Origin of the sequence: Halobacillus locisalis, assembly GCF_013694105.1 — a bacterium.
Classification (GTDB): Bacteria; Bacillota; Bacilli; order Bacillales; family Halobacillaceae; genus Halobacillus; species Halobacillus locisalis.
In genome coordinates this window covers 90,482-104,915 of the sequence record NZ_JACEFG010000001.1, presented here as the reverse complement: position 1 = coordinate 104,915, position 14,434 = coordinate 90,482, and the positions used below count along the sequence as shown (strand labels likewise).

The following is a 14,434-nucleotide window of genomic DNA, read 5'->3' as shown; positions in this document are numbered from 1 at the left end:
ATCGACCGTTTGGCCCCTGGAAAAAGAAAATGAGCCACGACAGGCTCATTCTTCATCCTCGTGTTTAATTAAATCTTTCAATTCGTCAATAAATACATTAATATCCTTGAACTGTCGGTAAACGGAAGCAAAGCGGACATAAGCCACCTCGTCGATCTTGGACAACCGCTCCATGACCATCTCTCCGATATCTTTACTGAGAACTTCGGAAACACCACGGTTTCTTAATTCTTTTTCGATATCTGCGGTCACACCTTCTAGTTCCTCGACAGCTACAGGACGTTTCTCACAAGCCCTGATGAGCCCCCGCATTAACTTTTCACGACTGAACTCTTCACGTGTTCCTTCTTTCTTCACGACAATTAAGGGAACTTCCTCAATCCGTTCAAACGTCGTGAAGCGGAAATCGCATTGTTCACATTCTCTTCTTCTCCGGATAGCTTGACCTTCTTCAATCGGCCTTGAATCCAAGACTTTGGTACTTTTATAATGGCAATTTGGACATTTCATATTTGATCAACTCCACGTCGTCTTCATTTTGCCCGCTTTCTTATGAGGGATCGGTGACGGTGAACTCGCCATCTAGTTGTTTATAGAAATCTATAATCAAGTTTCTACTGAAACCCAAATCAACCGGACCACCCGAGTCAGTCGTTACAGAGAAATCAACGGCTGTTCGGAATGGACGTACCATTATAACCGTCGCTACAATGAATGCACGCCTTTTCCCTTTATACTTCACAGTGATCTCCCCACGCTCTTTAGAAGCAGCGACAATTTCGGATGGGGAGGCGAATAAGCCCTCCACCGCACGAAAGACGTCGTCATGTTTCGCTTTGTAATAGTGCGTGATCAGCTGTTCGTCCTTATGTTTCTCGTCAGTCTCTGAATGTTTACTCAAGTATTTCGAAATAAATGCTTTCAAATCCTCAAATCCCTTCAAGCCATTCGACATTTTCTTTCTTTATTTTAACACGTTTCTAAGAAAGAGGGAAAGGAAGGTCTAAAAGACAAACAAAAGCCACACAGCATAATGCGAGACTGTGTGGCTTCACTTTTCACAATTACAGAGCGCGGGACTGTTGAACTTCAACCGGTCCCATACCCCGTGGCACTTCAACCGTTTCATTTCTTCCGGCTTCCAGAGCATCTACGATGTACAGGGCAGCAACATTGGGGTCAATGCGATCTCCACATGTGTACACATCTATACTTGCATATCCGTGTTCAGGGAAACTGTGAATCGTCAAATGCGATTCAGAGATAATGACAACCCCACTTACACCGTGAGGAGCAAACTTATGAAAAGCAACCTCTCTCACTTCTGCTCCAGCCTTCAGAGCAGCATCCACAAAAACTTGTTCTATATACGACATATCGTTCAATTTTCCTTCGTTACAGTCCCATAATTCAGCAATTACATGTCTTCCCATTGTATCCATTTCTAGGATCCCCCTTTGTACATTAACTTCTTTTATCTTCTAAATAACACTCATGAACTACCACGGGGGAAAGTTAGTCCTGAGAGGTCCTAACCCTTTGAGTAGACATGAATTCCATTGAAATTCAGAAGTTCAAAAAGAAGTATATACGGTTTATCCCCATATTGCAAGGTTTATTTAGTGAAGCCGTCCCCCCTCAACAAGGGAACTCCTTACCCTATGGCTATTATAGGATAAAATAGGAAGAATGACTAGTTAGGATACACGTGCTGTCGTTTCTTGTTTCATGAAATTGCCTACGTATTTGGCCAAATCCACCACGCGGCAAGAATACCCCCACTCATTATCGTACCAAGCGAGCACCTTAACTTTTCGTTCTTCAATCACTTGCGTAGACAACCCATCAATAATAGCTGAGGATGGGGACGTCGTATAGTCTATGGAGACTAAGGGCTCGTCATTATATTCCAAGATTCCCTTCATTTCATTGTGGGCGATTTCAGAAAAGGCCCGATTGACCTCTTCAGCCGTGACATCTTGCTTCAAGTCTACGACCAAATCGACGAGGGATACGTTCGGAGTGGGTACACGTAAGGCCATTCCATTCAGCTTCCCTTTCAATGATGGAATCACTTCCCCTAACGCTTTCGCGGCACCCGTTGACGTCGGAATGATGGATTGAGTGCACCCACGGGCTCTTCTCAAGTCTTTATGTGGATTATCTAAGTTCTTCTGATCATTCGTGAAGGCGTGCACTGTCGTCATCAGTCCATTTTCAATGCCAAATTGATCTTCCAGCACTTTCACTACGGGAGCAAGGCAGTTGGTCGTGCAGGAAGCATTGGAGATGACATGATGTTCTTTAGGCAAGTACGTATCTTCGTTCACGCCCATGACGACGGTCGCATCAACTCCTTTTCCTGGAGCTGTAATGATCACTTTCTGTGCCCCTGCTTCGATGTGTAAAGAAGCCTCTTCTTGGGTTCTGAACTTTCCTGTTGCTTCAATCACGATATCAACATCAAGTTCTGACCAAGGAAGTTCCAATGGATTTCTTGTCGAGCAGAGATGAACCTTCTTACCATTCACTTCTATACCATCTTCCATTGGTTGAATATCCCCTTCAAATCGTCCATGCACACTATCGTATTTCAACATATGAGCGATTGTCTCTGCCGGATAACTGGCATTGACAGCAACAAGGTCAATCGTCTCATCCATTGCAGCCTTTCTGAAAACCATCCGGCCAATTCTCCCCAACCCATTTATGGCAATCTTTGTCTTCTCCATAATCCAGCCCCCTATATATATGATATACTTTTGGTTGTTTTTTCACGATTAGTATAACATATTGTAAGCGCTTTTTCGATTGTGATCATAAATAAATAGAAAAAACACGTCGGTTGAACTCCCGACGTGTTATTATACGACTTCCCACCTATGAAGTATGTCTTTTAGTTGCTGAAAACTCTCATCCACTGTTCCTCTATTATCAATCACTGCATCTGCCCATCTGGCTTTCTTGGAGATTGGAATTTGTGAGTCAATCCGCTGCTTCGCTTCTTCCGCTTTTGAATCGTCTCGTGCCATCAGACGCTCTAACTGCGTTTGTTCATCGATATATACAACTAGCGTCCTGTCAGCGTAATCCGTCAGTTCGCTCTCAAACAACAACGGAATATCTAACACAACAGCCTTAGCCCCCTTCTTCTTATAAGACTCTCGACGAGCGATCATTTCCCTTCTGACCTCAGGGTGAACAATGTCATTTAGTTGCTGTCTCTTTTCTTTATCAGAAAAAATGACTTTACCGAGTTGCTTACGATCGATCGTTCGATCCTTATGCAAAATGCCTTCTCCGAACGTTTCAACAATTTGTTTGTAGGCCAACTCACCTGGTTCAACCACTTCTCTCGACAACTGATCCGCATCTATGACGGGAATGTCTAAATCAGCAAACATTTTTGAAACGGTACTTTTTCCTGTAGCGATACTGCCTGTTAATCCAATTACGACCGTCATTTACTTCATCCTTTACGTTAACTTGATCAAACCTATGATGATGAGTAGTACTCCTGGCAGAATCGAGACACTTTCGACCTTCTCTGTCCACTTCGAACCACTGATCACACCACCAGAAAGCATAGCGAATGTAGAGATGGCAATGAGTGTAGCCGTAAGAAAGGGGGAGATCCCAATAAAGGCTCCACTGATTCCCGCCCCAATCGTATCCAGAGACAAAGCTGCTCCTAGTAACCATACTTCTTTTCCTTGAATGCCTCCCGAATGATCCACATCAGCAGCTAGTGGATCATTCAATACTTTCGCTGGATTCAGCCACGGCTCTTCCTCATCTTCTTGATCGGGGCTTCTAAAAAACTGCCATAAGAAATACATTCCGATAAGGATTAACGCAATAGCTCCTATCCGTTCCGCATAAACGGGTGAGATGAATGGAAGCAGCAAATATCCGAGATAAGAGGAAGCTAAGAACATCCCTCCCGAAACAAAAGAGATTAGAAGAATCCCTCTGAAAGTTATGTGAATCTTCTTCATGCCAAGAACACAACCAATTCCAAAGCTATCCATACTTACAGCTAATACGAATAAGAATGTAAACATCGGAACACCCATATCCCCACCCCAGCTCTTAAACTGTGAGTAGTATATGGGATTTGGGCTAGAACGTGTTTACTTCTGGCAGGTCGGACAAATATGAGTACCCCTGCCACTGACTTTCAACTTAGTAATCTCCGTACCGCACGCTGGACATTCGGTGTCTTCTTTTCCGTACACTTTCAACTGTTGTTGAAACATTCCGATTTGTCCCTGGCTATTTATATAAGAGCGGATCGTGGACCCACCCTGATCAATGGCGGTCAAAATAATATCGATACTCGCTTGCCTCAGTTCTTCAGCTTCTTGTTTCGTCAAGCTACTTGCAATCCGCTCCGGGTGTATCTTAGCTTGATAAAGAGCTTCGTCGACGTAAATATTACCAAGTCCAGCAACGACACTCTGATCAAGAAGCACGGCCTTTATATTCCGTGATGTTTTCTTCAATCGATTATAAAAATAATCGAGCGTAAACGCCTCCGCAAATGGATCAGGACCCAGCAGGATCAACGGCTTCTGTTTGAATTCTTCCCCTTTAGGAAAGATATGCATCGTTCCAAACTTCCGCACATCGTCGTACCTAAGCTCTGTTCCATCTGTAAAATGGAAAACCACATGAGTATGTTTGGGCTTTTCTACAGAAGCATCATAAACTCCGAATTTCCCCTCCATACGCAGATGAGATACGAGAGAAAGATCATCCATATAGAAAATCATAAACTTTCCCTTGCGATCGATATCCCGAATGGTTTGGCCTTCCAGTTGTCTTTTGAATTCATTTGGATCTTCAGGACGTTTTATAATATTGCCCCAGTACACCGAAACGCGTTCAATCGTTTTTTCTTTCACTAATTGCAATAAAGTTTGTCTGACTGTTTCAACTTCTGGTAATTCTGGCATACTTTCATACTCCTCACTTACTTAGCGTCGTACCAGGTAGGACCATATGAATAATCCACTTCTAGGGGAACATTCAGTTCAAGCGTATGCTCCATGACCGATGCCACGACTTCTTTCAGTTTTTCAACTTCTTCTTCTGGTGCTTCTAATATGAGTTCATCGTGTACTTGCAACAACATACGAGCCTGGAATTGATCCTCTTTCAATTTCTGATCAAGATCAATCATCGCTTTTTTGATCACGTCTGCAGCACTGCCCTGAATCGGCGAGTTCATCGCTGTACGTTCAGCGAAACTCCGCTTGTTGAAGTTACGGCTCGTGATGTCCGGTAAATACCTTCGGCGATTCATGAACGTCGTCACATAGCCGGTCCGTTTCGCTTCTCTTACGGTATCTTCCATATATTCTTTTACACCTGGGTAACTCTCGAAATACTTATCAATAAATGCCTGGGCTTCTTTTCTTGAGATCCCTAGGCTTTGGGATAAGCCGTAATCACTGATCCCATAAACGATTCCAAAGTTTACCGCCTTCGCTTGTCGTCTCATATCGCTCGTGACATCATCTTTGTCCACACCGAAAACTTCGCTTGCCGTCTGAGTGTGAATGTCCTGCCCTTCTTTAAAGGCAGCCATCAGTTTCTCGTCTTTTGCAATATGGGCAAGTACCCGTAACTCGATTTGGGAATAATCACTCGCAAACATCACCCAACCTTCTTTAGATGGAACGAACGCTTGCCTGATTTTTCTCCCTTCCTCCAACCGGATCGGGATGTTTTGTAAGTTCGGATCAATGGAACTCAATCGTCCCGTCTGGGTCAACGCCTGGTTGAAGCGCGTATGGATCTTGTTCGTATCCTCGTGGACGACCTTCAGTAAACCTTCGATATAAGTAGACTTCAGCTTGCCTAGCTGACGATATAGAAGAATCTTTGGAATGATTTCATGTTTCTCTTCTAATTGCTCTAATACATCCGCTGATGTAGAATAGCCCGTTTTCGTCTTCTTAATGACGGGAAGCTCTAGCTTTTCAAAAAGAATCGGACCTAATTGTTTCGGTGAATTCAAGTTGAACGTTTCGCCTGCCAACTCATAAATCTCGGCTTGGACCGTTTCCAGACGCCCTTCTAGTTCATCGCCCATCCCTTGCAGACGATCAACATCAAGAAGAACTCCACGGTGTTCCATCTGACCTAGAATCAATGCGAGAGGCATTTCAAGTTCTTTATACAATTCGAACTGTTCGTTCTGCTTCAATTGCTCTTCCGCTGATGCTTTCAATTGATAGACCATTTGTGCTTTACGACCAATATGTGTATAGAATACGTCATCATCGTCTGGACGCTTCATCTTCGCGCCTTTTCCATAGACCTCTTCATCATACTTGACCGCATTTTCTCCCATACGATGACTGATAGCCGGAATGTCATGATTGTTCTCGGCAGGGTTGATCAAATAAGACGCGAGCAGCAAGTCAAAGGTAATCCCTTGAACATGAATGCCGTAGCGTAGTAAAGCCACTACTGTTCCTTTTGCATCAAATACCCATTTTTCCTTATTGGTATCTTCGGCCCACTGTTTGAATTCATCGGACTTAGATGCATCTTCAATCGAAAGAACATACTTCTTCGTGTCGTTGACAATCGCAATACCTTCGATTGGAGCCTGATGGTAGTTATCGTAAAGCATTTCCACAACCAGCGCCTCTTGCCCTGTGAACATTTCTGAATTTATGTTTTCAACAACTTCTATATCAATGTCCGGTAACTCAGCCGCTTCATCGTTCCCCGCTTCTCCTTGCACACGCGATAATAATGATTGAAACCCTAGCTCTTTGAAGAACTCCGTTACTTTCTGTGTCTCATAACCTGGAAAAGCCAAGTCTTCAAGGGTCACTTCAATCGGTGATTGGCGATCGATGGTTACCAATTCTTTGCTCATGAACGCTTCGTCTTGGTTGCTTTCCAACTTCTCTTTTAACTTTTTACCGCTCACTTCGTCTAGATTCTCATAGACTTTTTCAAGTTTGTCGAACTGCTTCAGAAGTTTAACCGCCGTTTTCTCTCCAACACCAGGTACGCCTGGGATATTATCAGAACTATCCCCCATTAACGCTTTCAAATCAATGACTTGGTCTGGACGAACTTCCATTTTTTCGAGCAGGAAGGCAGGATCATATGTATCTACATTGGTAATCCCTTTTTTCGTGAGACTGACCGTGATGTTGTCACTGACTAGTTGAAGCAGGTCCTTATCTCCTGAGATAACCTTGACATCAAGTCCCTTATCACCCGCTTGAGTGGCTAGGGTACCGATGATATCATCTGCTTCGTATTGATCGAGCTGATAGTACTTGACACCGAAGGCATCTAATAGCTCTTTCAGAACAGGAAACTGCTCAGAAAGTTCAGATGGCGTCTTTTGACGTCCACCTTTATATTCTGTATACGTCTTATGACGAAACGTCGTTTTTCCCGCATCAAAAGCGACCAGAAGATGGTCAGGTTGGTCTTCTTCTAAGATCTTCAGTAGCATTGTCGTGAACCCGTAAACCGCATTCGTGTAGACCCCTTTGTCATTATTCAATAAAGGCAAAGCAAAAAAGGCCCGGTAGGCAATACTATTTCCATCAATTAAAACAACTTTTTCCGCCATCGTTTCCACTCCTCTGAACATAAACATGCGTCTTTTCCTTTATTCTACCATGATTACAGTAGAGAAGAAAAAGACGCACACGTTTGATTATTCAAAATATCCTAACAGAAGTTGAGCATACGGTGAATCCTTAGGCAGGATAATCGTCGTTTCACCGTCAATTGTCCTTTTATAAGACTCTAACGTACGATACAATTGATAAAATTCCTGGTCTTGGGAGAAGGAATCATTATAGATTTGTGCAGCTTGCTGCTCACCTTCTGCCCGAATTTTCTCTGCATTCGCGCGTGCTGTAGAGAGCATCTCTTTGACTTCACGATCCACTTCTGAGATATCGCGTATTTTCTCAGCTTCCCCTTCTGACAAGTACTTCTGGGCTTCCTTATTTCGATCTGTGATCATCTGATTGAACACTGCATTTTCGTTCGCCTCAGGCAGGTCAGACCGTTTGATGCGAACATCATCAACAACAATCCCATAATTATCTCGTGATAAAAACTCATTTACTCGACTGGTGATTTTCTCGTTCAACTCTCCACGCGAGCTTTCCTCACTGATAATGTCGGAGAAGTTCATTTTACCGAGTTCCGTTCGAACAATGGAAAAAATGAACTCTCCCATACGCGCTTCCGCATTGGCGGTTGTACGTGCATTGGAAATCATCGACTCTGGATTTGAAATGCTCCAGATTGCATAATTATCAATAATCATTCTTTTCTTATCGAGTGTTGTGATTTCCTTTTGATCTACATCGTAAACCCTTTTCTTCTTCGATAAAGAAGACACCTCTTGCACGAGTGGAATTTTAAATTTCAAGCCTGGATCTTCATGAATCTTAATAACATCTCCAAATTGACGTACAACCTTGTATTCTCCCTCTTTCACATTGACTACAGAGCTTAATCCAACAAATAGAAGGATCGCTATTCTAAGGAATCTCAGCCCCCGTATTCCCTTCTTTATGTATTTGTAATAAAAATACGGTTTCAATCCCAAAAGGGTTTCAATTAAATGACAATTTCATATTTTTAGCATCAAAAAAAGGCAGAAGCGAGGGATGCTTCTGCCCAAATGAGAAAACACCTTGGATGAAAGGGTTTCATAAGTACTTTAACAAACAAATTTAAACACAAAGTGAAGAGAGTATTAATTTTGTGTAAACTCCTTCGGGATCTCTACATGAAACACTGTCCCATTGTCGACTTCACTCTCCACATAGATCCTGCCATGGTGGCCCTCTATAATGTGTTTCACGATTGCAAGACCTAAACCAGTTCCACCAGAGTTACGACTTCTGGCTTTATCCACTCTGTAAAATCGCTCAAAAATCCTCGAAATTTCTTCCTCTGGAATACCTACACCATTATCCTTCACAGATACTTTCACATGATCCTCAAGTTCTTCGAGTTCAATGGCTACTTCCCCACCCTCTGGGGTGTAGTTTACGGCATTCGTCAGAAGGTTCATGAACACTTGCTTCAATCGACTTGAATCCCCTTGAACAAACGGGTCCTCCTCGAGAGTAGTGTTCAAACGAATCCCTTTATTGTCCGCTTGTTGTTGAACAATCGGAATTAAGTCATGAAGTAACCGTTGCATCCCGATGTTTTCAATATTTAAATGAAAGTCATCTTGCTCTAGCTTCGAGAGTTCCAACAAGTCTTGAATCAAAGATTGCAGTCGTCCACTTTCTTTAAGGATAATCTGCAAAAATTGTTCAAGCATCGCTTCGTCTTTCATTGCGCCGTCCAACAAGGTCTCTGAGAAACCTCGTATCGATGTGATCGGCGTTTTAAGCTCATGTGATACATTAGCAACGAAGTCCTTACGCATTTGCTCGAGCTGCTTCAGCTCAGAAATATCGTGGAAAACAAGGACAATGCCTTTCCACTTCTTATTCTCACTAAAGATCGGGGCCCCTGTCACTTCTAAGTGTTTCCGATCGATATTTACAGGTAAAACGAAGGTCTCACTTACCGTTTCTTCGAACATATAGATTTTCTGAACGGTCTCATGAATAGCTGTATGAGGAATAGCGTCGTGATACAAATAACTGACGTAATCCGTGCCTTCGCCGCCGAAGGTCTCTAGAAACGCACGGTTGACCAGCAAGATATACCCCTTCTCATCTATGAGGACAAGCCCGTTCCCCATGTTATTAATCACCGCTTCTAGCTGGTTTTCCTGCATTCCCTTCGTACTCGTCATTTCCTGTAAATTTCTAGCCAATATATTGATAGACCGGCTCAACTGACCCGCCTCTCCGAAATGACCTTCGTACGTTCTTGCTTTATAATTGCCATCCGCAAGCTCCGTTGCAACAGAAGCCGCCGACCGGATCGGCCGAACATATTTAGAAAAGACGTTGAACCCGATAAAGAAGATAGCTAACAACCCAAGTAACAATGTCACTCCGATCAATAACCAAATGTTCTTTGTAATATTTGTAAGGGACTTCACGGGAGAGAGGAGTATCAACGTTCCTTGAGTGCTCCCGTAATCGAGTTCAATCGGGTAATAAAAGATATTCTCAACAAGTTTACCCTCACGGTTGGACTCTTCCTCATCGAACACCCGGTTCATTACCATTTGCTTCTCCTGCTCGGAAATCAAGGGAATCGCCTCTACTGTATCAATGGCCTTATTTCCTTCATCAGTGATCAAGACCATCCCCGTGTTCAATTGAGCACTGAATTCTAATAAATCGTCCTCATTGATATCATTGTCTTCTGTATAATTCTCTAAATAAGTGGCAAAGTATTGGCTTTCCACTTCTATTCTCTGCTCAAAAATATTAATGAAATAACCACGGGTCAGCTGTGCTAGAATGATTCCAAGGCCGACCATTACAATCACAACGAGGACCGTGTACGTTAAAAGTGGTCTCGTATTTGAAGGCATCTATTTAGGCTCCTCCATCTTATATCCAAGCCCACGGATCGTTTTAATATAGACTGGTTTTTTAGTATCAGGTTCTATCTTTTCTCTTAAGTGACTGACATGAACATCCACAATTCTTGTATCACCAGCAAAATCATAGTTCCACACAGCACTCAGCAATTGATCTCTAGAGAGGACCCGTCCAAGATTTTGCGCCAAATAAAGCAGCAACTCGAATTCCTTCGGTGTAAAAGTCAAAGGCTCTTCTTTGATTGTTGCTTCATATTGCTCAGGATAAATGCTCAAGTCAGCAATTTTAATGAATCCCCCATCTTCTTCTATTGGTTCACGAACCATTCGGCGTAGAATCGCTTTAATCCTAGCAACCACTTCCCTTGGACTAAAAGGCTTCGTTAAGTAATCATCCGCTCCAAGTTCTAATCCTAGTACTTTATCGAATTCGTCGTCCTTTGCAGTCAACATGAGGATCGGGGTGTTTACTTGCTTTTGACGTAATTGTTTACATACTTCCATCCCATCCATGCCAGGAAGCATGACATCTAAAACAATCAAATCAAAATTGGTATTCGATGCTTTTTCTAAAGCATCTGTTCCGTTATAGGCAACCTCTGTTTCAAAGCCAGCCTGGTCAATATTGTACTTCAGTAATGTTACAATTGATTCTTCATCGTCTACTATTAAAATCTTCTGTTCCATTTCCTATCACCTCAAGCTCCTAGTTACCTTCATCATACAATGAAGTTTACAATTTGAACACGGATGTTTATCATTTTTACTTAAACTTAATAAAGGATCTAACAAGAGTTTGCTATTATAAACGGGTTCTTTATACATTCTATAACATGTTTTTATGTGCTGGAAATCAGAAGCCGCTATGAATTCATACCTTAGAAGCTACTTACAACGTAAAAAAGGAAGACTAATCCTAGTCTCCCTTTCCAGTTTGGTTTTGAAGTCAACCAAAGTATTAATAGAAATTCTCAAGCGATGTCGCATTCATTGAGCTCGGTTCATACGGCGGATGAACCGCCAGTTTTCCTTTTAACACTTCATCTCCTTCTTCATCGTACCCAATCACTTGGAGATCCACTAAGTGGTCTGACACATCCACGTTCGTCACTTCTACATTGAACCTGATTTCCGCATAATGATAGACAGGCTTCGGATAGGAGAGTTCTTGATGGACGATATGACTGCCAGGACCAGGCAAGTGCATGGACACAATGGAAGACACCATCCCCATGACCATAACCGTAGGCGCGACCGGCCGTTTAAAAGGTGTTTGTGATGCATAGTCATGTTGTATATAGAGTGGATTCGCATCATCCGTCAACCCTAAATACATAAGTAAATCACGATCCTCAACGGTAAACGATGTCGTAAACGTTTCCCCTACTCGAATATCTCTGATTTTCTTACCTAACTTTCGTTTCTTATCTAACATACAGCCACCTCTTTGTAAGCGTTTTCTGTTTAAGTTAAAAAAAGATCCGAGGATAGGCCTCGAATCCCTCTTTCTTTATTTTAATACATCAAGAACATTTTTAACAGAGTCTGCGGACTTATCCAATTGCTGCTTTTCATCCTCTGTAAGTTCTAACTCAATGACTTCTTCGATTCCATTGCCTCCAAGTATGGTAGGAACACCTAAGTAGATTCCCTCATACCCATACTCGCCTTCAAGGTAAGCGATTGCTGGTAAAATCCTTCTCTGATCTTTTAGAATAGCTTCTGCCATCTGAACAAGTGAAGCAGCCGGTGCATAATAAGCACTGCCATTACCTAGGAGTCCGACAATTTCGCCGCCACCTTTGCGCGTACGCTCGACAATTTCATCCAAACGATCTTTCGCGATCAGCTTCTCTAACGGAATGCCTCCCGCAAAGGAGTAGCGAGTAAGAGGGACCATGTCATCTCCGTGACCGCCAAGCACAAATCCAGTTACATCTTTAATCGATACGTTCAATTCTTCTGCTACAAACGTACGGAAACGTGCGGTATCCAATACACCGGATTGACCAATGACACGGTTCTTCGGCAGTCCTGCTTCTTGAAAAACAGAATACGTCATAGCATCAACCGGATTGGTCAACACCACTATATAGCAGTCTGGAGAGTATTTGACGATTTCTTTCGTCACGCTCTTCATAATCTTGGAGTTTGTCGCGACAAGGTCATCACGACTCATACCAGGTTTCCTGGCAATCCCCGCTGTAATAATGACGAGATCAGAATCTTTCGTATCCTCATAGCTTGATGTACCTTTAATATCCGCATCGAAACCTTGTACAGGACTGGCTTCCAACATATCTAAAGCTTTTCCTTTCGTTGGGTCTTCCATGTCAGGAACATCAACGAGCACGACATCCCCCAACTCTTTTTGAGCTAACATCAAGGCTGTTGTAGCTCCGGTGAAACCTGCACCAATGACTGAGATTTTATTTCTACGAATGGCCATCACAATCCCCTTCCTCCAAGGTTATTTCATTATAGTTTGAATCTACTGTCTTATCCTTATGTAAAACACCAGCAAGAAGGTTTCACCTTCATGCTGGTGTTTTACTCAAAATGCACACTGCATCCGAATTATCCCATGTTGTTGATAAGGGCATCTCCGAATTCAGAACATTTAACTTCTGTAGCACCGTCCATCATACGAGCGAAGTCGTATGTGACCGTCTTACTACCAATTGTTTTATCCATAGAATTGGAGATCAGTTCTGCTGCTTCTCTCCAACCTAGGTGCTCAAGCATAAGTACACCAGAAAGAATAACAGATGATGGGTTTACTTTATCCATTCCCGCATATTTCGGTGCCGTTCCGTGTGTTGCTTCAAAAATGGCGTGACCCGTTTCAAAGTTGATATTCGCTCCAGGTGCAATTCCGATTCCACCTACTTGTGCAGCAAGAGCATCGGAAATATAGTCACCATTCAAGTTCATGGTAGCGACAACGTCAAACTCTTTTGGACGAGTAAGGATTTGTTGAAGGAAGATATCCGCAATAGCGTCTTTTACAATCAGCTTCCCTTCAGCTTCGGCAGCATCTTGGGCTTTGTTTGCTGCATCTTTTCCTTCTTTTTCTACAATGCGATCATATTCTGCCCACGTGAACACTTTGTCCGCATATTCTTCTTCAGCCACTTCGTATCCCCATGATTTAAAGGAGCCTTCTGTGAACTTCATGATGTTTCCTTTGTGTACAAGTGTTACATTCTTACGACCTTCGTTCAGGGCATAATCAATTGCCGCACGTACAAGTCGCTTTGTCCCTTCTTCAGAAACAGGCTTAATTCCGATTCCAGACGTCTCTGGGAAACGGATGTTATGTACACCCATTTCATTTTGAAGGAAGTCAATCACTTTCTTCACTTCAGGTGTTCCTTGTTGCCACTCGATTCCAGCATAAATATCTTCAGTGTTCTCACGGAAGATGGCCATATCGGTATCTTCAGGGCGCTTAACAGGAGACGGTACGCCTTCGAAGTAGCGGACAGGACGAAGACATGTAAATAAGTCCAGCTCTTGACGTAGTGCTACGTTCAATGAACGAATTCCTCCACCGATCGGTGTTGTAAGAGGTCCTTTGATCGCGATTTTATAATCACGGATCGTGTCTAATGTAGCTTCTGGCAACCACTCACCGGACTTATCGTAAGCTTTTTGACCAGCATATACTTCTTTCCACTCGATTGATTTTTCACCGTTATACGCTTTATCAACGGCCGCTTCGATTACGCGACTCGCTGCTGCCCAAATATCTGGTCCGATTCCATCACCTTCGATGAAAGGAATGACGGGACGATTAGGTACGTTTAATTCTCCGTTTTGTTCTACTGTGATTTTTTCTGATTGTGTCAATGGAAACCCTCCTGAATAATATTGCTTACTAACTTTTTTGGGATGTAACATCCCCTTCTA

The 14,434-nt window shown here is 42.8% G+C and carries 14 protein-coding genes; all 14 read right to left on the bottom strand.

The genetic code is table 11. The annotated features are described in order from the left end of the window. Positions 1–45 precede the first annotated feature (45 nt). Positions 46–510 (bottom strand): transcriptional regulator NrdR, encoded by a 465-nt coding sequence (gene nrdR / locus H0266_RS00490; protein WP_181470440.1) that lies wholly within the window; start codon positions 508–510, stop codon positions 46–48. Between the two features lie 40 nt (positions 511–550). Then, positions 551–901: a cytosolic protein gene (locus H0266_RS00485; RefSeq protein ID WP_246363573.1), complete on the bottom strand. Its 351-nt coding sequence runs from the start codon at positions 899–901 to the stop codon at positions 551–553. A gap of 163 nt (positions 902–1,064) precedes the next feature. Then, the gene (gene speD / locus H0266_RS00480) at positions 1,065–1,442 is read right to left on the bottom strand and encodes an adenosylmethionine decarboxylase (RefSeq protein WP_220127075.1); all 378 of its coding nucleotides are present in this window, start codon (positions 1,440–1,442) and stop codon (positions 1,065–1,067) included. A gap of 255 nt (positions 1,443–1,697) precedes the next feature. After that, positions 1,698–2,732, bottom strand: coding sequence for a glyceraldehyde-3-phosphate dehydrogenase (locus H0266_RS00475; protein ID WP_181470439.1), 1,035 nt, complete (start codon positions 2,730–2,732; stop codon positions 1,698–1,700). Between the two features lie 132 nt (positions 2,733–2,864). Then, the gene (coaE, locus tag H0266_RS00470) at positions 2,865–3,464 is read right to left on the bottom strand and encodes a dephospho-CoA kinase (protein ID WP_181470438.1); all 600 of its coding nucleotides are present in this window, start codon (positions 3,462–3,464) and stop codon (positions 2,865–2,867) included. A 12-nt stretch (positions 3,465–3,476) separates the two neighbouring features. Next, on the bottom strand, positions 3,477–4,064 hold the full coding sequence (gene ytaF / locus H0266_RS00465; RefSeq protein WP_246363572.1) for a sporulation membrane protein YtaF: 588 nt from the start codon (positions 4,062–4,064) through the stop codon (positions 3,477–3,479). Positions 4,065–4,133: 69 nt separating this feature from the next. Continuing rightward, positions 4,134–4,958: a DNA-formamidopyrimidine glycosylase gene (mutM, locus tag H0266_RS00460; protein ID WP_181470434.1), complete on the bottom strand. Its 825-nt coding sequence runs from the start codon at positions 4,956–4,958 to the stop codon at positions 4,134–4,136. Positions 4,959–4,975: 17 nt separating this feature from the next. After that, positions 4,976–7,612 (bottom strand): DNA polymerase I, encoded by a 2,637-nt coding sequence (gene polA, locus H0266_RS00455; protein WP_181470432.1) that lies wholly within the window; start codon positions 7,610–7,612, stop codon positions 4,976–4,978. Between the two features lie 87 nt (positions 7,613–7,699). Further along, complete coding sequence (gene hflC, locus H0266_RS00450) at positions 7,700–8,497, bottom strand: protease modulator HflC (RefSeq protein WP_343063228.1); 798 nt, start codon at positions 8,495–8,497, stop codon at positions 7,700–7,702. Between the two features lie 261 nt (positions 8,498–8,758). Beyond that, positions 8,759–10,513 carry a two-component system histidine kinase PnpS gene (gene pnpS / locus H0266_RS00445; RefSeq protein ID WP_181470431.1) on the bottom strand — a complete coding sequence of 585 codons (1,755 nt, stop codon included), beginning with the start codon at positions 10,511–10,513 and terminating at the stop codon, positions 8,759–8,761. Next, on the bottom strand, positions 10,514–11,209 hold the full coding sequence (locus H0266_RS00440) for a response regulator transcription factor (protein ID WP_181470429.1): 696 nt from the start codon (positions 11,207–11,209) through the stop codon (positions 10,514–10,516). 271 nt (positions 11,210–11,480) lie between these two features. Then, positions 11,481–11,957 (bottom strand): MaoC family dehydratase, encoded by a 477-nt coding sequence (locus tag H0266_RS00435; RefSeq protein WP_181470428.1) that lies wholly within the window; start codon positions 11,955–11,957, stop codon positions 11,481–11,483. 75 nt (positions 11,958–12,032) lie between these two features. After that, positions 12,033–12,971 carry a malate dehydrogenase gene (gene mdh / locus H0266_RS00430; protein WP_181470427.1) on the bottom strand — a complete coding sequence of 313 codons (939 nt, stop codon included), beginning with the start codon at positions 12,969–12,971 and terminating at the stop codon, positions 12,033–12,035. Positions 12,972–13,099: 128 nt separating this feature from the next. Next, positions 13,100–14,374, bottom strand: a complete 1,275-nt coding sequence (gene icd, locus H0266_RS00425; RefSeq protein ID WP_181470426.1) for an NADP-dependent isocitrate dehydrogenase — start codon at positions 14,372–14,374, stop codon at positions 13,100–13,102. Positions 14,375–14,434 lie beyond the last annotated feature (60 nt).

Bases quoted from the DNA above. Each gene is read 5' to 3' on its own strand.
- mdh (WP_181470427.1), bottom strand. From the start codon at position 12,971: ATGGCCATTCGTAGAAATAAAATCTCAGTCATTGGTGCAGGTTTCACC.
- H0266_RS00440 (WP_181470429.1), bottom strand. From the start codon at position 11,209: ATGGAACAGAAGATTTTAATAGTAGACGATGAAGAATCAATTGTAACA.
- H0266_RS00475 (WP_181470439.1), bottom strand. From the start codon at position 2,732: ATGGAGAAGACAAAGATTGCCATAAATGGGTTGGGGAGAATTGGCCGG.
- polA (WP_181470432.1), bottom strand. From the start codon at position 7,612: ATGGCGGAAAAAGTTGTTTTAATTGATGGAAATAGTATTGCCTACCGG.
- mutM (WP_181470434.1), bottom strand. From the start codon at position 4,958: ATGCCAGAATTACCAGAAGTTGAAACAGTCAGACAAACTTTATTGCAA.
- H0266_RS00435 (WP_181470428.1), bottom strand. From the start codon at position 11,957: ATGTTAGATAAGAAACGAAAGTTAGGTAAGAAAATCAGAGATATTCGA.
- nrdR (WP_181470440.1), bottom strand. From the start codon at position 510: ATGAAATGTCCAAATTGCCATTATAAAAGTACCAAAGTCTTGGATTCA.
- coaE (WP_181470438.1), bottom strand. From the start codon at position 3,464: ATGACGGTCGTAATTGGATTAACAGGCAGTATCGCTACAGGAAAAAGT.
- pnpS (WP_181470431.1), bottom strand. From the start codon at position 10,513: ATGCCTTCAAATACGAGACCACTTTTAACGTACACGGTCCTCGTTGTG.
- speD (WP_220127075.1), bottom strand. From the start codon at position 1,442: ATGGATACAATGGGAAGACATGTAATTGCTGAATTATGGGACTGTAAC.
- ytaF (WP_246363572.1), bottom strand. From the start codon at position 4,064: ATGTTTACATTCTTATTCGTATTAGCTGTAAGTATGGATAGCTTTGGA.